We start from the raw sequence: 17,933 nt of genomic DNA, 5'->3' as shown, positions 1-17,933 counted from the left end.
GCAAGACTGAGCTCGTGGCGACATTCGGGCAGTGGGTGGAAGGGGCACGTCCGCGGACGCTGCCCAACGCCGTCGCACCCGTGATCGCCGGCACCGGGGCCGCCGCCTGGCTCGGCGCGGCGTCGTGGTGGAAAGCGTTGCTGGCGTTGCTCGTCGCGGTCGGGATGATCGTGGGGGTCAACTACGCCAACGACTACTCCGACGGCATCCGGGGCACCGACGACGTGCGGGCGGGGCCACTGCGGCTGGTCGGATCGAAGCTCGCGGCGCCGCGCGCGGTCCTGACGGCCGCGATGGTGAGCCTGGCCGTCGGCGCGGTCGCCGGGCTGGTGCTCGCGTGGTTCTCCGCGCCGTGGCTGATCGCCGTCGGCGCCGCGTGCATCGCGGGTGCGTGGCTCTACACCGGAGGCTCGAAGCCCTACGGCTACCTCGGTTTCGGCGAGATCGCGGTGTTCGTCTTCTTCGGCCTGGTCGCGGTACTGGGCACGCAGTTCACGCAGGCACTGCGCGTCGACTGGGTGGGCGCGGCGTGCGCCGTCGCGATGGGATGCCTGTCCTCGGCGGTGCTGGTGGCCAACAACCTGCGCGACATCCCGACCGACGCGCAGACGGGCAAGATCACCCTCGCGGTGCGCCTCGGCGATGCGCGGACCCGGGTGTTCTACCAAGCGCTGCTGATGGTGTGGGTGCTCCTCACGCTGGTGCTGTGCTTCATCGCGACGCCGGCGTGCGGGGCCGGGTTCCTCGCGACCCCGCTGGCCGTCCGCGCGACCCGACCGGTGCGCGCCGGGCTGGGCGGCCGCGATCTGATCCCCGTACTGCGCGACACCGGCCTGACGATGCTGGTGTGGTCCGTGCTGGTGGCCGCGGCGCTGACGCTCGGCTGACGCCAGGTCCGTTTGCCGGTCCGGTCGCGGTGGTACATGTGGCGGGATGACTGCTGCCCCCGTTCCGCACGACACCGCCGAGGCCCAGCGAGTCGTGGCCGCGCTGTCGGCGGCGTTCTCCGCGAAGGTGGTCGGCCAGGAACACCTGCGGGAATCGCTGCTCGTCGGCTTGCTGACCGGCGGCCACGTGCTGCTCGAAAGCGTCCCCGGGCTGGCCAAGACCACCGCAGCGCGCGTGATCGCCGAATCCATCGACGGCCGGTTCCGCCGCATCCAGTGCACGCCCGACCTGCTGCCCAGCGACATCATCGGCCTCCAGATCTACGACGCGTCAACGGCGTCGTTCGTCACCCAGCTCGGTCCCGTGCACGCCAATGTGGTGCTGCTCGACGAGATCAACCGGTCCAGCGCCAAGACCCAGAGCGCGATGCTGGAGGCGATGGAGGAACGGCAGACCACCATCGCCGGCACCGTGTATCCGATCGACGACCCATTCCTTGTCATCGCCACGCAGAACCCCGTCGACCAGGAAGGCACCTACGCGCTGTCGGAGGCCCAGACCGACAGGTTCCTGATCAAGGAGATCGTCAGGTACCCCTCGCCCGAAGAAGAGGTCGAGGTGCTCATCCGCCGCGACACCGGGCTCTACGACCGCGGACACCGGACCCGCCCCGTCGCCACGCTCGAGGACATCAGGCACGTCCAGCGCGTCGCGGCCGAGGTACACCTCAGCCGCGAGTTGATGCTCTACGCCAGCCGCCTGGTCGGCGTCACCCGTGACGCGGAGAAGTACCTCCCGTCGCACGTGGCCCGAGTCGTCGAGTACGGGGCGAGCCCACGCGCCACCATCGCGCTGTGCACCGCGGCGCGGGCGCTGGCGCTGCTGTCGGGCCGCACCCATGTCCTCCCCGGCGACATCGCCGACTTGGCGCACCGCGTCCTGCAGCACCGATTGATCCTCAGTTTCGAGGCGGCCAGCACCGGAGTCACGCCCGGCCGGGTCATCGACGCGGCGCTGGGCGCGGTGCGGGTGCCCTAGCGGGGCGCGGCGATGGGCAAGCACCTCACCAGGGTCCGGTCACTGTTCGGCGGTGACACCCGCGGCATGCTCGACGGCGGCCGGCACGCACTGCTGCACACCCGCACCCTCGAATTCGACGAGCTGCGGCCCTACGTTCCCGGTGACGATGTCCGGGACATCGACTGGAAGGCCTCGGCGCGCTCCGGTGACGTGCTGATCAAGCGCTTCGTCTCCGAGAAGCATCACAAGGTGTTGCTGGTGGCCGACACCGGCCGTGACATGACCGCTCTCACTCCGAGCGGAGAAGCCAAGTGCGATGTCGCCGGGCTCATCGCGGGCGCGATCGGACTGATCACCCTCGGCCGCTCGGACGAGATCGGGATGGTGTTCGGCGATTCCCGCGGCAGCGTCAACATCCGGCTGCGCCGCGGTGAAACGCACGTCGAGAGCATGCTGCACCGCTACCACGACGCGGGAAGTGAGCGCGCCGCCAGTGACATCACCTGCCAATTGCAGTATGTGGCAACACATTACCGCCATCCGCTGCTCATCGTCGTGGTCTCCGACGAACCCGACGTCGACGAGCGGCTCGCCGACGTGGTGAGCCGATTGTCCGGTCGCCACGATCTGCTGTGGGCCATGGTCGCCGACCGCGCGCCGACGGAGGTGGGTCGCCACGGCGGCTACGACGTCGGCACCGGCCGCCCGGTGCTCGCGACGGCCGCAGCCGATCCCCGCGTGATCGCCGCCTACGAGCGGGCCGAACATCGGCGCCGGCAGCGCCTTGCCGAGATGTTGACCGAGCACGCGATACCGCATGTGCGAGTGGCGAGCAGCGTCGAGTTGCGTTCGCGTGTCGGCGAATTGACGAGAGTGCGCTCCCGTGCCGGATGACCTGTTGCGCTTCGTCAGCGGTCCACCCGGTTTCTCACTGTGGTGGCTGTGGCTGGGGCTGGCCTTGATCCTGGCCGTATTCGGTTGGTACGCCGCCATCGTCGTGTCGACGCTCCCGTCCCGACAATTGCGCACCATGCCCGTGGTGCGTGACGCGCACGCCCGGCTGCTGCGACAGCGCTTCGCGCGCCGGGTCCACACCATCGTCCGGCAGCACCGCGTGGGTGAGCTCACCGACGTCGCCGCCAGTGCTGCACTGAGCCGGACGCTGCGGACGTTCCTGCACCAGGCCACCGGCCGCCGCGCCCAGTTCATGCAGCTGAAAGACATTGCCGCCAGTGATCTCGCTGCGGCCGCGCCCATCCTCGAAGCACTCGGCGACGCCCAGTTCAGTGCGGCGTCGACCGCTGACATCGACAGGCTCGGCGCCGACACCGAGGACGTGATCCGCTCATGGGTCTGACCTGGTGGGCCATCCCGGCCCTCGGCGCAGTCGTGGTGACACTCGTCGTCGCAGCTGCGCTGGTGATACCCACACCCCGCGCGGCGCAACGCCGAGAACCGCTGGCCCACACCGCCCGTCTCACTCGGCTGCCCGAGTACCGCGCGGTGGTGCGGCGACAGACCCGGGTGACGGCGATCGCGGTCGCGCTTCTGATCCTGCTGTTCGCGACGACGATCCTGGCGTCCGCCCGGCCGACCGCACCGGTCGACACCGGCAGCGGTCCTCGTGACGACATCATGCTCTGCGTCGGCCAACCTGTCACCGATCCGGCGACCGGGCGATTCCTCGGCTACTTCGCACGCCAGACACTGACCTTTGGCACCCAGCGCATCGGACTCACCTCCACCGACCGCCGGCTCGTGCCGCTCACCCGCGACTACCAGTTCGCCGCAGGTAGATTCGGTGAGTACGCCGACGCCAGTCGCGTACCGGACCCGCCGCGCCTCGAATCGTTCACCGGCGCAGTCGAATACGCCGACTACGCACCGACCGTCGCCGACGTTCTGTCGCTGTGCATGACGGGATTCCCCGATTTCCAGACGCCCGGCGACACCCGCCGCTCGGTGATCTATCTGGGGCCGGGATCGTTGCGGGCGCCCGGTGACGACAGGCCGTCGCTGTTCACCGACGAGCAGGCGATCGACATGGCCCGTCGCGGCGGCATCCAGGTCAACGCCGTCGCGACGGCCGGGCATCAGACCGACGCGCTGGCCGCCATCTCGCGAGCCAGCGGCGGCACCTTCGTCCGGTTCGACACCGCGGCCCTCGACGGTCAGCTCGACGCCATCCGCGCAGGCGCGCCCGGCGACGCCGACCAACGACGCGACTCGCCCACCGTCGTCCTCGTCGGCGGGCTCGCGCTCGCAGGGCTCCTCGCGGTCTCCCTGCTGGCGGTGCGGCGATGACCTTCGACCCGGTACTACCCCCGCTGGTGTTGGCCGCGGTCGCCGCGGTGCTGGCGATCCTGCGCGCGCTGTCGGCATGGCCCGCGATCAAAGCCGGCGGATGGGCGCCGCTGCGGTGGTTCTTGGTGACCGCGGCCATGGCACTCCTGCTGGTGGCCGCAGCGCGGCCGGCCGCGGGGCTGCGCTCAGAGGCGCGCCCTCCGTCGTCCACCCGTGGCGGCGAGAACATCTACCTCGTGGTCGACCGTTCCGCGGATTCGGCCATCCCGGACGTCGACGGTCGGCCCCGGATTGCGGGTATCCGCGACGACATCCAGGCCGTCATCGAGACAAACCCCGGCGCCCGGTTCGCGCTGATCTCGTTCGCCGACCGCCCTGCCGTCGACTGGCCGCTGTCGGCGGACACCTTCAGCCTGCGGCCCGTCGTCTCTGCGCTCGAGCCCGCGCCTGGCGACAACGCCGACCAGGTCAACGCTTCCGCCGCGGCGACAGTGCTTCGCTACCAGCTGATCTCAGCAGCCCAGCAGTATCCCGGCTCGGACAGCCTGGTGTATTACTTCGGCTCCGGGGCTCCGCAATCCACCGCCCCCCAGGGGCAGTTCGATGTCGGCCGGATCGACGGCGGTCAGGTGTTCGGGTATGGCTCGGACGTTCTCGGCGAACAGCGGTTGCGCGGTGTCGCCGACGATCTCGGCGTCGGCATGTCGACACGGACTCCCGGTCAGCCGCTCCCGACCACCGCCGGGCCGTCGGAGTCCCCACCCGCGGACGGCGTCGTCGGTGAGCGGCGCGACGAGTTCTACTGGCTTCTCTCTCTCGTCGCGTCGGGCCTGCTGCTCGTCGAGATCGGCTGGTCGGTCAGGGATGTGCGGCGTGCCCGGTCGACGGCTCGGGAGGTGCTGACATGACCGGCGGTCCACGGCCCGCACGGCTGCGGCAGCGACGGCGCCTCATGCTGCTGTCGGCCCTGCCGTCAGCGCTCGCGCTCGTCGTCGCAGGCGCGCTGATCTCCGTCGTCGTCGCCGGGCGCTCGGCGCAGGAGAACTACGCGTCCGGTGCCGTCGGAGCGCTTGCCGACGACGTCGCGGTGCTGCAGAGGTTCGGCGTGATCCAGCCGGCCACGACCCATTCCGCCGCGGGCGCGCTCGCGGTCCTGCAGGACCGGCTCGCCGACGCCGACGCCGAGTTCTCGGAGTCGCTGGGGCGCACCACCGGTGACCGGTCGTGCGCGGTGCGGGTGAACCTGGAACTCGTACGGGAACGACAGGGCGATGTCGCGGCGTGGGAAGCGCGGCTCGATGCCGCACGCGAGCGGTACGCCGGCGCACTGGCCGTCATCGACGGTGCACCGACGGGCTGCTTCGCGGGCAACGACGACCCCGACGCCGATCGCCGGGCGGTGCGGGAAGACGCCGCCGCGCGCATTGCCGCGAAGCTGCAGAATCTCGGTGCTGTGGCACCGCCGGCGCCCCCACCACCGCCACCCGCGTCGGCCGCTCCGGCACCCGTGACAGGTGCCGCACCGTCGCAGGAATCCCCGCAGACCCGTCGTCTCGACCCGGGTCAGGGTGACCCCCTCGACGCGCTGCAGCGACTCCTCACCGACGCGGCACCGCGTTAGGCAGCCGACGTCCCCGCCCAGTACTCGACGATCTTGCCGTCGGCCACCCGCAGGAGGTCGTTGCCGGTGAACCGCGCCGGACCCGACCGGGTGGCCCCGGTACTGATCCAGCGGGCCGCCACCATGTCCCCGTCGATCAGCGGTCCGACGTCGATGACGAACAGCAGTTCGCGCAACCGCTTGCGGGTGTCGTCGACGATCGCCTGGAGTTGCTCCGGCCCCTGCACGTCGTGGGTGGGCCAGTGGCCGACGAAATCCGCAGACACCAACTCGGCGGCAACGGTCCTGCCGGCCCACAATTCCTTGATCCAGCGCTGGTACAGCGCTGCCGCTTCCCCCGCGTCGCTACTTCCCACGGCACCCAGACCCGGGTGCCGGGGCATGAGATCGTGCTGGCTCATGTGACGTGGGTTACCCACGTCTCGCGGGGAGTATTCGCAAAGAGTTTGCTGCGGACCGGTCAGGCAGCCCCGGGCCCCGCCGTGTTGTCACCGCGCAGCCGAGCCTGCAGCTGGGCCCGCTCGGCTCGGCGACGCTCGTCGACGGCAGCGATGCTCTCGGTGGCCCGCCGACGCAGCGGGGCGAACAACCAGATGCCCAGCGGCAGGGCGATGACGATCGCGAACATCAATGCCACCACCACCGGGAAGTCACGCAGGCCGATCAGCGCTCCGATACCGAGGATCACCGCGGCGACCACGACGACGAGGACGAGACGGGCCGCGACGTACGCCGCGACGTCGAGCAGCAGGCGGGATCGGGGCCGTTCGTCAGTCACGGTCCGAGCCTACCGAGGGCGCGTATATTGGCACGAAGGAGGTTTTTTTCGTGGCCTATTTGCTCCTGATTCTCGTGCTGGCCGCTCTGGTCTACGTCGGCTGGCGGGTGGCCCGGATGTCTGCCCAGCGCCCGCGCACGCGGACCATCGGACCCGACGACGATCCCGATTTCCTGCGGCGCATCACCCCGCGCGACGACCGACCCCGGTCCTGACTCCTCAGCCGAGCGTCGGCTGGCGCACGCCCGGAAAGCCTTGTGCCACTGTCGCGGCCAATTCCAGAAGCGCTTCCGAGGTTGCCGGACGCAGCCGGGCGAGATCGACCTCGGCGCCCTCTTCGAGGTGAGGATCGAACGGCACCTGGCAGACCGCCCGGCAACGCCGCGTGAAATGGTCGACGACCTTGTCCAGATCGACTTTCCGATCGCTGCGCCGCGACCGTGGCCGCGCTCCGTTGATCACCGCGATCGAGGTGCGCACCAAGTCCTCTCGCCCGTGCGCGTCGAGCCAGTCCAGCGTCGCCGAGGCGCTGCGCGCCCCGTCCACCGAACCGGAACTGATCACCACCAACGCATCGGCCTTGTCGAGGACGGCTGACATCGCCGAATGCACCATGCCTGTCCCGCAGTCGGTGAGCACCACGCTGTAGAACCGCTCGAGCACGTCCAGCGTGCGCCCGTAGTCTTCGGCGCTGAACGCCACCGACACCGCCGGATCACTCTCGGACGCGAGCACTTCCAGTCGGCTGGCACCTTGCGAGGTGTACTGCCGCACATCGCTGTAGGAGTCGATGCCCTCGATGTCGCGCAACAGGTGCCGCACAGTGGCGGCCGTCTCCAACGGCACCTTCTGGCTCAAGGTGCCCCGATCCGGGTTCGCATCCACGGCGACGACGCGGTCGCCACGGGTGCTGGCGAACGTGGCGCCCAGCGTCGCGGTGATGGTCGTCTTGCCGACCCCGCCCTTCTGAGACAACATCGCGATCCGATAGCAGCTGCGCAGCGGCGTCTGCACCTGCGCCACCAATTGGTCGTGCCGCACAGCGCGGGGGCTCTCCCCCGCGTCGACCAGACCCCCCGAACTGCGGTACAGCCACTTGCGCCACCCCGTCGACGGACCCTTGCGCGCCTTGCCCAGCAGGGCCACGGTCGACAGGTCCAGATATGGCGGCGGGTCGGGGGTGTGAGAGCCGGCCTGCTCTGGTGCGGCGGTCACCGGCGGCAATCCCCGGGGTGGCGTCGGTGCCGTCCACTCCGCGGGCACCTCGGCCATCGGATCGGAGAACCGGTGCTGCGTGCGAAAGCTTCCTGGCGTATCGGTCACCACCCGATCGTTCCTACCCCACGCCGGCGTAGGAGTGCAGCCCGACCGTGACCAGGTTGATGAAGAACAGGTTGAACACCATCGCGACGAAGCCGACGACGTTGATGTAGGCGGCTTTGCGGTCGCGCCAGCCGGCCGTCGACCGGGCGTGCAGGTACGCCGCGTAGACGACCCACGCGATGAACGACACCGTCTCCTTGGGGTCCCAGCCCCAGTAGCGGCCCCACGCCTCCTCGGCCCAGATCGCGCCGAAGATCACGCCGAAGCCGAAGATCGGGAACGCGAAGATCGTGGTGCGATACGCGATGCGGTCGAGCGTCTGGGCGTCGGGCAGCCGCGCCACGATGCGGCCGATGGTGTCGGTGCGCCCGGCATCTCCCAGCGGGGACATCTTGAGCAGGAACAGGATGCTCGCCACACCGGCCACCAGGAACACCCCCGAGCCGATGCTCACGACCGACACGTGGATGGGCAGCCAGTAGGACTGCAGCGCCGGCATCACGGGCGCGGCGTGGGAGTACAGCCACTTGCCCGACACGGTCAGCAGGATCAGTACCGGTACCAGCACGAACACCCACAGCGACCGGTACTGAGGTTTGCGCAGGACCACCGCACCCGCGACCAGGCCGCAGAAGCTGGTCAGATTGATGAACTCGTACATGTTGCCCCACGGCACCCGTGCCGTGGACAACCCGCGCAGCACGATGCAGGCGAGCAGCAGTCCGATGCCGACGTAGACCAGGGCCAGGCCCGCCGACCCGATGCGCTCGTCGAACGGCCGCCGCGGCGCGTCGAACACCCGCCCGGGCCCGTCACCGGTCACCGACCCCGCGGCCACCAGATCACGATGCTCGACCTGGCGCCCGCGGCTGTAGGCCAGCTCGACTGCGAGCAGCAGCAGGGCCACCACGAGCACGACGATCGATGACGTGAACGCCCAATCGGAGTAGCGGGCCAGCCCGAGATCGATGTGGGTGGTGTTCATGCCCGATCCGTTTCCTTCTCTGTGGACGCTGTCGTGCCGTCGGCACTGCCCTGCGCAGCGGAGAGCAGCTTCGCCGTGAGGCGCTCGAACTCGTCGCCCCAGCCCGAGTTGTCGGTCCGCGCCAGCCCGCCGAGCTCGACGTTCACGGTACCCGCCGGCCCGCGCGTCAGACGCACCCAGACGCGGCGGCGACGGATGACCAGCGAGACGATCAGCCCGCCCATCATCGTCATCGCGAACACCAACACCCAGACCTGAGCGGGGTCGTGGGACACCTGCAGGTTGACGAACGGCACCGCGCCGTCGAAGCGCACGAGCGTGCCGTCGGGCAGCCGGGTGTCCTGGCCCGCGCTCAGGTTGACCCGCGCGACCTTGGTCAGCCGACCCTGGTCGATCATGCGCGGGTCCAGGGAGAACAGCGACTGCGGCCGGCCGGTGTCCAGACCGGTGTCGCCCTTGTAGATGTCGACGGCGACCGCGGGATCGTTGAGCGCGGGGTACTTCGACGACAGCAGCGTCCCGTCGAGCTGCTCGGTCGGGGCGAACAGACCCTGGATGGCGATCTGGTTCTTGCGCCGATCCCGCTCGTCGGAGTACGTCCCGCCCGGCGGGTCGAAGCGCATCGCGCCTGAGGAGAGGAAGGTGATCTGGTCTTCGGGCCGCCACTGCAGCGTCTGCGTGCGGGTCTGGCCGTCGGGGAACGTCACGCTGAATGTCGGCGCGTAACCATGGCCCTGCAGGTACACCCGGTCCCCGCCGACGCGAAGCGGCTCGTTGACCTTGAGCAGGTAGGGCCGCCACGTACCCGACGTCAGATCGTCGCCGGCCTGGTACTCGATGTCGGCCTGGAACGACGTGGCCTGTCCGTTGTCGAGATAGTTCGCCTGGAAGTCGTTGACCCGCACGCACATCGGATACAGCGAGGTGCCATCGACGGTGTTGCCCGCGCGGAAGGAGTCGAACGCTGCGGGCGACGCCGAGCAGAAGCCCGGGCCGCCGTCGGCGACGACGATGACGTTGCCCTCGTAGCTGAACAACTTGCCGGCCGCGACCGCGACGAGCAGGCCCAGCAGCGAGAAGTGGAAGACGATGTTGCCGAACTCGCGCAGGTAGCCCTTCTCGGCCGAGATCTCGGTACCAGCGCCTTCGCTGCGGGTGAACCGCCGCCACCCCGAGAGCTGCCGGTCCATGGCCTCGGCCACCGCGGTGACGTCGCCGTCGACCTGCGCGGTGTGGTGCTTGGGCAGCCGCCCCAGGTTGCGCGGGGCCGCCACCGGCTCGGCACGCAGACTGCGGACATGTTCGGCCAGCCGGGGCGTCAGACAGCCCACCAGCGACACGAACAGCAACACGTAGATCGAGGTGAACCAGAAGCTCGAGAACACGTCGAAGGCCTGCACGCGGTCGAGCCACGGCCCGATCGTCGGGTGCTCGGCCAGGTATTCGGCCACCTTGGTCTCGTTGAGGCTGCGCTGCGGCAGCAGCGCGCCCGGAATCGCGCCCAGCGCGAGCAGGAACAGCAGCACCAGCGCGGTGCCCATGGACGTCAGCGTCCGCCAGGTGTTCCGAATCAGGGCGAGCAGACGCGAACTGGACCTTTTGGGGCCCCGATCGCTCGAGGTCGCGTCTGCTCGCGCAGAGGAGGTGACCATCAGATCGGGAGCCTCACATCGCTGACGAACGCATCGCGCACCCAGGACACGAACTCGCCCCACAGGCCGGTGACCAACGCGGTGCCGACCAAGATCAGCAGCACGCCCCCGAAGATCTGAATGGCGCGGGTGTGCCGGCGCAGCCAGCCCAGCCCGGTGACCGCACGCGCGGACCCGAACGCCAACAGCACGAATGGAATACCCAGGCCCAGGCAGTAGGCGATGACCAACACCACACCGCGAGCGACATTGCTGCCCTCGGTCGCCGACGCCACCGCGATCACCCCGGTCAGCGTCGGCCCCAGGCACGGCGTCCACCCCAGCGCGAACACCGCGCCCAACAGCGGGGCGCCGCCGAGCGTGGAGATCTGGCGCGGGGTGAACCGGGTGTCACGTTGCAGCGCGGGCACCAGCCCGACGAACACGAGTCCCATCACGATCGTGACGACACCGCCGAGGCGTTGCAGCAGCACCTCGTTGGTGATCAACGTCGTCGTCATGCCCAGCACCGCGACGGTGCCGAGCAGGAACACCGCGGTGAAACCGGCCACGAACAACGCCGCGGCGCCGGCCACCCGCAGCCGCGCCCCGCGGACCTTGACCGCCGATCCTGATGCGGCCGGCGAGTCCTCCACACCGACGACCGCGGCCAGATATGACACGTATCCCGGGACCAGCGGCACCACACACGGCGAGGCGAACGACACCACACCCGCCAGCACGCTGACCGCGACGGCGATCAGAAGCGGCCCGCTGGAGGCGATCTCGGCGACGTTCACTTCTCGGCCGCCAACCGCTCGACGACCGGCTGCAGGTCGGTGGCCAGCAACTCCCGCAGGAACACCGCGGCGACCCGGTGCTGCCGGTCCAGCACCACCGTGGACGGGATCACCGTGGTCGGGTAGCGGCCGCCGAACGCGATCAGGGTGCGCATCGCCGGGTCGTAGATGGACGGGAACGTCACGCCGCGGTCGACGACGAAATCACGTGCCGCGTCGATGTTGTTGTCGCGCACGTCGATTCCGAGGAACGCGACGCCGCGGTCCTTGGTCGCCAGATACACCTTCTCGAGCTCGGTGATCTCCGTGCGACACGGCCCGCACCACTGGCCCCACACGTTGAGCACCACGACCTTGCCGTCGAAGTCGCTCAGCGACAACGTCTTACCGGTGTTCATCAGATCAGGGCCCGATACCGGACCGGGGGTGCCGCGCTCTGCCGGCGGATCGTAGACGATGTCGGTCTTGCCGCCGGGGGCGACGAACTCGAAGCTGCCCCCTTGCGCGACGGCGTCGCTGCCGGTCGAGCATCCCGTGAGCACGACCGCCGCCATCAGCAGGGCAACCAGCCGCTTCACTGCCCGGCCAGCTCCGCGTACCCCCAGCCCACGCAGGCGTCGTCGTGGAAGTAGAACGACGTGACCGATGCGAGGTTGCACATGCGCCGAGTCGGGAAGTGGTGCAGCGCTTTGTCGGTCATCGCCCGACGCAACGTCTCGACGGGCAGCTGGTGACTGACGCAGACCGCCTCGTGCCCGGCGGCTGCGTCTTTCGCGCGCCGCACCGCACGGATCATTCGCTCCGCGATCTCCGTGTACGGCTCCCCCCACGACGGGGTGCGTGGATTGCGCAGATGCCACCAGTTGCGGGGATCGCGCAGGGCCCCGTCACCGGGCGAGACCTTCTGTCCCTGGAACACGTTGGCCGATTCGATCAGTTCCGCATCGGTACCGACGGACAGGCCGTGATGGGCGGCAATGGGCGCTGCGGTCTCCTGCGCCCGCTCCAACGGTGAGGCCACCACATGGGTGATGTCGCGGCCGGCAAGCCACTCCGCCACCCGCCGCGCCTGCGCCTGGCCCCGCTCGGAGAGGTGGTAGTCGGGCAGCCGACCGTAGAGGATCTTCTCCGGGTTGTGCACCTCGCCGTGCCGCATCACATGCACGATCGTTTCGATCATGGGCGGGTCGCCTGCGCCGCGGCGCGAGCCGCACCGGGCAGCGCCGTCGCGATGCGGTCGAACGCCTCGTCGTCGAGAGCTGTTGATACGAACCAGCATTCGTAGGCGCTCGGTGGCGGGTAGACACCCGCGTCGAGCAGCGCGTGGAAGAACGCCGGGAAGCGCCACGTCTCGGTGGCCTTCGCCGAGGCGAAGTCGGTGACCGGCTCGGCATCGCCGAAGAACACGCTGAACATGTTGCCTGCGCGCGGAATCTGGTGCGCGACACCGGCGTCGGTCAACGCGCCGGCGATGAGACCGATCAGCCGGTCGGCGTTCGCGTCGAGAGTCGCATAGACGGCGTCGTCGGCGGCGCGCAGCGTGGCCAACCCCGCCGCCATCGCGACCGGATTCCCCGACAGCGTGCCCGCCTGATACACCGGGCCCAGCGGGGCGAGCCGGCCCATGACCTCGGCGCTGCCGCCGAACGCCGCCGCGGGCAGTCCGCCGCTCATGACCTTGCCGAAGGCGAACAGGTCGGCGTCGACCGGGTCGAGGCCGTACCAGCCCGATCGGCTGACCCGGAATCCCGTCATCACCTCGTCGCTGATCAGCAGCGCGCCGTGCGCGGAGGTGATGCGGCGCAGCGCGGCGTTGAAGCCGGGCAGCGGCGGGACGGTGCCCATGTTGCCGGGGCTCGCCTCGGTGATCACGCACGCGATCTCGTCGCCGAACCGGGCGAAGACGTCCTCGACCGCGGCGACGTTGTTGTACGGCAGCACCACGGTGTCCGCGGCGGCCGCGCCCGTCACCCCCGGTGAGGACGGCAGGCCCAGCGTCGCCACCCCCGAACCGGCGTCGGCGAGCAGTGCGTCGCTGTGGCCGTGATAGCAGCCGGAGAACTTGACGATCTTGGCGCGGCCGGTGAACCCGCGCGCCAACCGGATCGCGCTCATCGTCGCCTCGGTACCCGAGTTGACCAGCCGCAGCCGCTCCACCGGCGCGACGCGGTCGATGATCTCGCGGGCCAGTTCGGACTCCGACGGTGTCGGCGCCCCGAACGACAGCCCGTCGGCGGCGGCGCGCTGCACGGCCTCGACGACGGCGGGGTGGGCGTGGCCCAGGATCATCGGACCCCACGAACACACCAGGTCGGCGTAGCGGTTGCCGTCGGCATCGGTCAACCAGCAGCCCTGCGCGGAGGTGATGAACCGCGGGGTGCCGCCCACGGAGGCGAAGGCACGAACCGGCGAGTTCACGCCGCCGGGGATGACCGAGGCCGCATCGGCGAAGAGCTTCGCGGAGACGTCGGTACTGCTCATGGGTCCCAGTGTCCCAGCCGGGTCAAAACGGTCAACTACAGGGTGTAGTGGCCGGCCCGGGCGGATGATCGACGCATGCAGTTACCGCAGTGGCTCGCGCGGTTCAATCGCCACGTCACCAACCCGATCCAGCGGTTGTGGGCCGGGTGGGCGCCGACGATGGGCATCCTGCACCACGTCGGACGCCGGTCCGGGAAGTCCTACCGCACTGGCACCCTGCGTCGGCACGGCCGATCATTGCCGGTGACGAACCCCCGGGTGATGAGCAAGGCCGAGGCGGCGCCGCACGTGACGGGGTGGATGCGACCGCTGTTCACCCTGCTGCCGTTCGAGCAGGCGGTGCTGCTCACGTCCGGGGACGCAACCGGGCCCTGATCGGCCCCTTGGCCACCGTGGTGAACGGCACCTCGCACGCGAAGTCGTCGTCGAGTGACTCCACGGTCATCGCGCGGACCACCGTGGCCAGCGCCAACGTCGTCTCGAGCCGGGCGAAGTGCTCGCCGATGCAGGGCCGCGAGCCACCCAGGAACGGTAGGAACTGCCAACGGTCCCGGGTGGCGACGTTCTCCGGGCTGAACCGGTCCGGATCGAAGGCCATCGGATCGGGCCACAGGTCGGGATCGTGGTGCAGTGCGTACAGGCCGAGGGCCACCAGGCTGCCCGCCGGCACCCGGTATCCCGTCACCTCGATGTCGCGGGTGGCCACGCGCGCGACCCCGGCGGCCGGCGGACACAGCCGGACCGCCTCGTGCAGCACCTGCACGGTGTAGCCGAGCCGGGACACGTCGGCCGGGGTCAACTCGCCGTCCCCGATCGCGGCTGCCTCGGCGGCCACCCTGTCCTGGATCTCTGGGTGGTGCCCGAGAACCCAGAGCGCGTACGTCAGCGCCGTCGCGGTCGTGTCGTGACCTGCCAGCATGAAGATCAGCAGATCGTTGGCGATCTCGTCGTCGGTCAGCGGCCGTCCGGTCTGCGGATCGGTCGCTGCGAGCAGCGCCTGCACCAGCGGCGCATCACGGTCCGGATCGGCCCGGCACGCCTGCACCATCTCGTCGGTGATGCGCCTCATCGCGTCGACGGCGCGGCGCGCGCGCCGCCGGGCCAGCGTGGGTAGCCAGCGCGGCGCCCGCACCGGCCGCAACGCGCGGTCGGCCGTGTAGGACGACGCGACGTGCATGCACCGGGCGATCGTGTCGCCGCGTTCGTTCAGATCGACTCCGAGCACCGAGCGACCCAGTGACTGCATCGCGACGCGGCGGCACTCGATGTCCAGGTCCACCTCGCCGCCGGCCGGCCACCGATCCACGAAAGCCTGTGCCGCGCTGGACATGTGACCGCCGAATGTGCGGACGTTGAGCTTGGTGAACACCGGCTGCAGCGCACGTTTACGCGGCCGCCACTGCTGGTTGGGCAGCACGAACAAACTGTCCCCGGCCATCTGGCGCACCTCGTCGTGGATGATGCACCGATCCGTGGCAGCATCGTTGCGGCCCAGCACATCTCGCATCCCCTCCGGGGACATCACCGCGACGATCGCCGGGACCACGCCGCTGGGGCCCAGCTGGATACGGGTGACGGGACCACCCGCGTCGCGGATGACCTCCTGGCCCGTGTCGAGCCGCCGGACCAGCTTGACGAGTTCGCGCAGAGGAAGCGGATTACGCGGAACCGGGGGCAGCGCCCGTACGTCGACCATGCGGTCGTCTCGGACGGTCACGCCGACCGCCAGGTCAGCACCTCACCGGTGCCGGCGGTCATCGTCGTTCCCGGCATCACCCGCAGCCGGTAGGGCGCCAACCGCAGCACGGCGAACTGGTCGCTGCTCGGGCCGTCGGCCCAGAACGGGATGATCGCCGGGTCGTACCCCACCGGCTGCGGCGCCGTGGCGAACCGTTGCCACACGTCACGGCGCGTCTCGTCATCGGTGTACCACTCGACGAGGCACTCGGCGCTGCACGTGTCCTGCGTCGTGGTCCAGTAGCTGACCGACACCTCGGGATGGGCGGCCAGATGCGCCCGCTTGACGGGGCTTGGCACGGTCGCGATCCACCCGAACAGGTCAGTCCCGTCCCACTCCCAGATCGGATGCAGAATGCGGGTACGGGGTTTGCTGTCCGCGTCGACGGTGGCCACCGAGGCCCACACGATCGAGTGCGCCATGTCCACGAAGGCGGGGGCGATCTGTGCCAGAGGTGTCACGACAGTCCAGCCTAGGCAAGCGCGTCGCGCGTGGCGACGGAAGCGTCAGCCTTCGAGCTTCTTCTTGAACTCGTCGGTGTTGCGGTACTCGACGTTGCCGATGTCGGCGCTGGTCTCGATCTTGCCCTTGTCCTCGTCGTCCACCCAGTCGGTGACCGAGGTGCCCGACACCGTGCCGCTGCTCCCCGGCAGGGTGGTGGTCTGCAGGTTCTCTTCCTTGTAGGCCTCGGCCATCTCTTTGGCCTTCTCCCGATGCTCGTCGGTGACTTCCGGCTTCTCGGTGAGTTCCTGGTTGTCGGGGTCCGGCGTCTCGGTGACGTGCTCGAGTTCGACGTCCGGGGTGTCGTCGGGGGACCGCTGCTCGGTGCTGGTGTCTTCGGCGCTCATGGCCATGGGACTGCCCGAAAGTGTGAGCAACGAAACAGCGGGTGTCGCTCAGACGAGCGCACCACGTAGCGCGGCGGGCACGCTCGGCAGGAAGTGCCGGCGAGCGAACGCGCGGATGTCGTCCGGGGTCTGGAGCGGTTGCGCACTGGGCAGCAGCAGCACCATCTCGGCGTACCGCAGGATGCAGTCGGCGAAGTCCTCGACGGCCTCAGCTCCGATGCGCTCGGCGAAGCCGGGCGGAAAGATCTGCTGCAACGCGTCGATCATCCGCGCGATCGCAGCGCGGTGGTACCGGCCGGCCAGCTCGAGAGCCAACGCGGGATCGTCGAGGACCAGGCCGTGCAGCACCCGGTGATTGCGGAACTCCATGATCGACAGCGTGAACGCCTCGACATAGTAATTGTCCTGCGGCGCAATCTTTTTCAGCTCCGAAGCGATGTGGCCGAACAATCTGATGTTTTCCCGCTCGATCACCGCACCCACGAGCTCGTCCTTGTTGGCGAAGCGCCGGTAAATGGTGGTGCGGCTGACGCCGGCGCGGCGGGCGACGTCGTCGAGCGCGACACGACGGTAGCCATGCCGTTCGAACTCGACGAGGGCCGCGTCGAGGATCTGGGCCGTGGCGTCAGCCGCGGGCATAGCCCTTGAGCGCATATCCGGTGTAGCGCACTCGCATCGGCAGATGATCCCATGTCCACGTGACCGGGCGGGATCGCCAGAACGCCGCGAACCGCTGGTAGCGCCGTTCCTGACGGTCCGACCACGGCAGGTTGAGCAGCTCGCGGGCGCGCGGCGGGAGACCGCCGGTGGTCAGGAACGCGGCGAGGGGGTTGAAGATCGGCGCGACGAGCCGCCACACCACGGGGTGCACGGCCTTCGGTTTCGGAAACCCTTTGGTGACGTAGCCGACGCCGTACTTCGCCGACGGGTGCGCGACGACGACGCGCTCCACCATGGTGTCCCAGTAGCGTTCGAAGTCGGCGTAGGTGGCGGGCATCGGCCGGTCACTGACGCCGTAGCGGCGATACCAGGTCTTGGATTCCTGCCAGATCTGCTCGCGCTCGGCAGGGCTGAGGCGCTTCACGAAGGTGTCGGCGAAGTAATAGATCTGCTCGACGAATGTCGCGTGCGCCCAGAAGTAGGTGTCCGGATCGAGCGCGTGGTAGCGACGGTCGGTACCGGGAAGCTCGCCCTTGACGTGATGGTGGAAGTCCCGGACCTGGATGCCGGCGTTGTCGGTCTCTGAGCCGTAGACGGTGTTGAAGATCGGCGGGATGGTGCGCCGCAGCCGCTCGGCGGTGTCGGCGAAGAACGTCGAATGGTCGTATACGCCCTGACCGAGTTCGGCCAGCATGTTCTGCAGCACCGCTGGGCGCGGACCGATCAGGTACATCCGGTTGTCGCCGAAGTACTTCCACACCAGCGAGCCCGGGCCCAGGGGCAGCGCGTCGTCGAGGGGTTCGGTCTGGTGCGCCAACTCGGTCATGGGAACAGTGTTACAAATTCTGCACTTTGT

General features: G+C 69.4%; 23 protein-coding genes. 9 read left to right on the top strand and 14 right to left on the bottom strand.

Annotation, left to right across the window (positions count from 1 at the left end; genetic code table 11):
• Positions 1–14 precede the first annotated feature (14 nt).
• The 7 genes from ACZ50N_RS03795 to ACZ50N_RS03765 are packed head-to-tail and all read left to right on the top strand — an operon-like array spanning position 15 to position 5,833.
• Positions 15–887, top strand: a complete 873-nt coding sequence (locus ACZ50N_RS03795) for a 1,4-dihydroxy-2-naphthoate polyprenyltransferase (protein ID WP_046363173.1) — start codon at positions 15–17, stop codon at positions 885–887.
• 46 nt (positions 888–933) lie between these two features.
• Complete coding sequence (locus tag ACZ50N_RS03790; RefSeq protein WP_464474663.1) at positions 934–1,926, top strand: AAA family ATPase; 993 nt, start codon at positions 934–936, stop codon at positions 1,924–1,926.
• 12 nt (positions 1,927–1,938) lie between these two features.
• Positions 1,939–2,802, top strand: coding sequence for a DUF58 domain-containing protein (locus ACZ50N_RS03785; protein WP_464474662.1), 864 nt, complete (start codon positions 1,939–1,941; stop codon positions 2,800–2,802).
• The gene (locus ACZ50N_RS03780; RefSeq protein ID WP_464474661.1) at positions 2,792–3,265 is read left to right on the top strand and encodes a hypothetical protein; all 474 of its coding nucleotides are present in this window, start codon (positions 2,792–2,794) and stop codon (positions 3,263–3,265) included. Before ACZ50N_RS03785 ends, ACZ50N_RS03780 begins: the two co-directional genes overlap by 11 nt.
• Entirely contained in the window at positions 3,256–4,212 is a 957-nt protein-coding gene (locus tag ACZ50N_RS03775; protein ID WP_048423357.1) for a hypothetical protein, read from the top strand. Before ACZ50N_RS03780 ends, ACZ50N_RS03775 begins: the two co-directional genes overlap by 10 nt.
• Positions 4,209–5,120 (top strand): vWA domain-containing protein, encoded by a 912-nt coding sequence (locus ACZ50N_RS03770; protein WP_464474660.1) that lies wholly within the window; start codon positions 4,209–4,211, stop codon positions 5,118–5,120. Before ACZ50N_RS03775 ends, ACZ50N_RS03770 begins: the two co-directional genes overlap by 4 nt.
• Positions 5,117–5,833, top strand: a complete 717-nt coding sequence (locus ACZ50N_RS03765; protein WP_464474659.1) for a hypothetical protein — start codon at positions 5,117–5,119, stop codon at positions 5,831–5,833. Before ACZ50N_RS03770 ends, ACZ50N_RS03765 begins: the two co-directional genes overlap by 4 nt.
• On the opposite strand, the gene ACZ50N_RS03760 is transcribed toward ACZ50N_RS03765, so the two are convergent.
• Both ACZ50N_RS03760 and ACZ50N_RS03755 read right to left on the bottom strand, forming a co-directional pair.
• Positions 5,830–6,234, bottom strand: coding sequence for an ester cyclase (locus tag ACZ50N_RS03760; protein WP_046363166.1), 405 nt, complete (start codon positions 6,232–6,234; stop codon positions 5,830–5,832). The genes ACZ50N_RS03765 and ACZ50N_RS03760 overlap by 4 nt on opposite strands.
• A gap of 59 nt (positions 6,235–6,293) precedes the next feature.
• Positions 6,294–6,611 carry a DUF4229 domain-containing protein gene (locus ACZ50N_RS03755; RefSeq protein ID WP_046363165.1) on the bottom strand — a complete coding sequence of 106 codons (318 nt, stop codon included), beginning with the start codon at positions 6,609–6,611 and terminating at the stop codon, positions 6,294–6,296.
• Between the two features lie 50 nt (positions 6,612–6,661).
• On the opposite strand from ACZ50N_RS03755, the gene ACZ50N_RS03750 reads away from it, so the two are divergent.
• Positions 6,662–6,826, top strand: coding sequence for a hypothetical protein (locus tag ACZ50N_RS03750; RefSeq protein ID WP_162938604.1), 165 nt, complete (start codon positions 6,662–6,664; stop codon positions 6,824–6,826).
• 4 nt (positions 6,827–6,830) lie between these two features.
• On the opposite strand, the gene ACZ50N_RS03745 is transcribed toward ACZ50N_RS03750, so the two are convergent.
• The 7 genes from ACZ50N_RS03745 to hemL all read right to left on the bottom strand — a co-directional run bounded on the left by ACZ50N_RS03745 (position 6,831) and on the right by hemL (position 13,831).
• Entirely contained in the window at positions 6,831–7,883 is a 1,053-nt protein-coding gene (locus ACZ50N_RS03745) for a MinD/ParA family ATP-binding protein (protein WP_464470669.1), read from the bottom strand.
• A 64-nt stretch (positions 7,884–7,947) separates the two neighbouring features.
• Positions 7,948–8,919 (bottom strand): c-type cytochrome biogenesis protein CcsB, encoded by a 972-nt coding sequence (gene ccsB / locus ACZ50N_RS03740; RefSeq protein ID WP_046363164.1) that lies wholly within the window; start codon positions 8,917–8,919, stop codon positions 7,948–7,950.
• Positions 8,916–10,571, bottom strand: a complete 1,656-nt coding sequence (gene resB / locus ACZ50N_RS03735) for a cytochrome c biogenesis protein ResB (RefSeq protein ID WP_464474658.1) — start codon at positions 10,569–10,571, stop codon at positions 8,916–8,918. The genes ccsB and resB overlap by 4 nt, the downstream gene beginning before the upstream one ends.
• Complete coding sequence (locus tag ACZ50N_RS03730; protein ID WP_046363162.1) at positions 10,571–11,350, bottom strand: cytochrome c biogenesis CcdA family protein; 780 nt, start codon at positions 11,348–11,350, stop codon at positions 10,571–10,573. Before ACZ50N_RS03730 ends, resB begins: the two co-directional genes overlap by 1 nt.
• Positions 11,347–11,928 carry a TlpA disulfide reductase family protein gene (locus tag ACZ50N_RS03725; RefSeq protein WP_464474657.1) on the bottom strand — a complete coding sequence of 194 codons (582 nt, stop codon included), beginning with the start codon at positions 11,926–11,928 and terminating at the stop codon, positions 11,347–11,349. The genes ACZ50N_RS03730 and ACZ50N_RS03725 overlap by 4 nt, the downstream gene beginning before the upstream one ends.
• Positions 11,925–12,530, bottom strand: coding sequence for a histidine phosphatase family protein (locus tag ACZ50N_RS03720; RefSeq protein WP_048423362.1), 606 nt, complete (start codon positions 12,528–12,530; stop codon positions 11,925–11,927). The genes ACZ50N_RS03725 and ACZ50N_RS03720 overlap by 4 nt, the downstream gene beginning before the upstream one ends.
• On the bottom strand, positions 12,527–13,831 hold the full coding sequence (gene hemL / locus ACZ50N_RS03715; protein WP_464474656.1) for a glutamate-1-semialdehyde 2,1-aminomutase: 1,305 nt from the start codon (positions 13,829–13,831) through the stop codon (positions 12,527–12,529). The genes ACZ50N_RS03720 and hemL overlap by 4 nt, the downstream gene beginning before the upstream one ends.
• 75 nt (positions 13,832–13,906) lie before the next feature.
• Here hemL and ACZ50N_RS03710 point away from each other — a divergent pair, with 75 nt between their 5' ends.
• Positions 13,907–14,206, top strand: a complete 300-nt coding sequence (locus tag ACZ50N_RS03710) for a PNPOx family protein (RefSeq protein ID WP_046363158.1) — start codon at positions 13,907–13,909, stop codon at positions 14,204–14,206.
• Here ACZ50N_RS03710 and ACZ50N_RS03705 read toward each other — a convergent pair.
• The 5 genes from ACZ50N_RS03705 to ACZ50N_RS03685 all read right to left on the bottom strand — a co-directional run bounded on the left by ACZ50N_RS03705 (position 14,178) and on the right by ACZ50N_RS03685 (position 17,903).
• The gene (locus ACZ50N_RS03705) at positions 14,178–15,527 is read right to left on the bottom strand and encodes a cytochrome P450 (RefSeq protein WP_464475585.1); all 1,350 of its coding nucleotides are present in this window, start codon (positions 15,525–15,527) and stop codon (positions 14,178–14,180) included. The genes ACZ50N_RS03710 and ACZ50N_RS03705 overlap by 29 nt on opposite strands.
• Positions 15,528–15,544: 17 nt before the next feature.
• Positions 15,545–15,991: a pyridoxamine 5'-phosphate oxidase family protein gene (locus tag ACZ50N_RS03700; RefSeq protein WP_133413167.1), complete on the bottom strand. Its 447-nt coding sequence runs from the start codon at positions 15,989–15,991 to the stop codon at positions 15,545–15,547.
• 84 nt (positions 15,992–16,075) lie between these two features.
• Positions 16,076–16,417, bottom strand: a complete 342-nt coding sequence (locus ACZ50N_RS03695; RefSeq protein WP_046363191.1) for a hypothetical protein — start codon at positions 16,415–16,417, stop codon at positions 16,076–16,078.
• A 48-nt stretch (positions 16,418–16,465) separates the two neighbouring features.
• Complete coding sequence (locus ACZ50N_RS03690) at positions 16,466–17,056, bottom strand: TetR/AcrR family transcriptional regulator (RefSeq protein WP_073685043.1); 591 nt, start codon at positions 17,054–17,056, stop codon at positions 16,466–16,468.
• Complete coding sequence (locus tag ACZ50N_RS03685) at positions 17,043–17,903, bottom strand: oxygenase MpaB family protein (RefSeq protein WP_464474655.1); 861 nt, start codon at positions 17,901–17,903, stop codon at positions 17,043–17,045. Before ACZ50N_RS03685 ends, ACZ50N_RS03690 begins: the two co-directional genes overlap by 14 nt.
• Positions 17,904–17,933: the final 30 nt, after the last annotated feature.

Source organism: Mycolicibacterium obuense (assembly GCF_055397605.1).
This window is presented reverse-complemented; position numbering and strand designations above follow the sequence as displayed.

Excerpts from the sequence above, each read along its gene's own strand:
- ACZ50N_RS03695 (WP_046363191.1), bottom strand. The coding sequence starts at position 16,417 with ATGAGCGCCGAAGACACCAGCACCGAGCAGCGGTCCCCCGACGACACC.
- ACZ50N_RS03790 (WP_464474663.1), top strand. The coding sequence starts at position 934 with ATGACTGCTGCCCCCGTTCCGCACGACACCGCCGAGGCCCAGCGAGTC.
- ACZ50N_RS03720 (WP_048423362.1), bottom strand. The coding sequence starts at position 12,530 with ATGATCGAAACGATCGTGCATGTGATGCGGCACGGCGAGGTGCACAAC.
- ACZ50N_RS03775 (WP_048423357.1), top strand. The coding sequence starts at position 3,256 with ATGGGTCTGACCTGGTGGGCCATCCCGGCCCTCGGCGCAGTCGTGGTG.
- ACZ50N_RS03700 (WP_133413167.1), bottom strand. The coding sequence starts at position 15,991 with ATGGCGCACTCGATCGTGTGGGCCTCGGTGGCCACCGTCGACGCGGAC.
- hemL (WP_464474656.1), bottom strand. The coding sequence starts at position 13,831 with ATGAGCAGTACCGACGTCTCCGCGAAGCTCTTCGCCGATGCGGCCTCG.
- ACZ50N_RS03760 (WP_046363166.1), bottom strand. The coding sequence starts at position 6,234 with ATGAGCCAGCACGATCTCATGCCCCGGCACCCGGGTCTGGGTGCCGTG.
- resB (WP_464474658.1), bottom strand. The coding sequence starts at position 10,571 with ATGGTCACCTCCTCTGCGCGAGCAGACGCGACCTCGAGCGATCGGGGC.
- ACZ50N_RS03770 (WP_464474660.1), top strand. The coding sequence starts at position 4,209 with ATGACCTTCGACCCGGTACTACCCCCGCTGGTGTTGGCCGCGGTCGCC.
- ccsB (WP_046363164.1), bottom strand. The coding sequence starts at position 8,919 with ATGAACACCACCCACATCGATCTCGGGCTGGCCCGCTACTCCGATTGG.
- ACZ50N_RS03685 (WP_464474655.1), bottom strand. The coding sequence starts at position 17,903 with ATGACCGAGTTGGCGCACCAGACCGAACCCCTCGACGACGCGCTGCCC.
- ACZ50N_RS03785 (WP_464474662.1), top strand. The coding sequence starts at position 1,939 with ATGGGCAAGCACCTCACCAGGGTCCGGTCACTGTTCGGCGGTGACACC.
- ACZ50N_RS03745 (WP_464470669.1), bottom strand. The coding sequence starts at position 7,883 with ATGGCCGAGGTGCCCGCGGAGTGGACGGCACCGACGCCACCCCGGGGA.
- ACZ50N_RS03705 (WP_464475585.1), bottom strand. The coding sequence starts at position 15,527 with ATGGTCGACGTACGGGCGCTGCCCCCGGTTCCGCGTAATCCGCTTCCT.
- ACZ50N_RS03690 (WP_073685043.1), bottom strand. The coding sequence starts at position 17,056 with ATGCCCGCGGCTGACGCCACGGCCCAGATCCTCGACGCGGCCCTCGTC.
- ACZ50N_RS03765 (WP_464474659.1), top strand. The coding sequence starts at position 5,117 with ATGACCGGCGGTCCACGGCCCGCACGGCTGCGGCAGCGACGGCGCCTC.
- ACZ50N_RS03710 (WP_046363158.1), top strand. The coding sequence starts at position 13,907 with ATGCAGTTACCGCAGTGGCTCGCGCGGTTCAATCGCCACGTCACCAAC.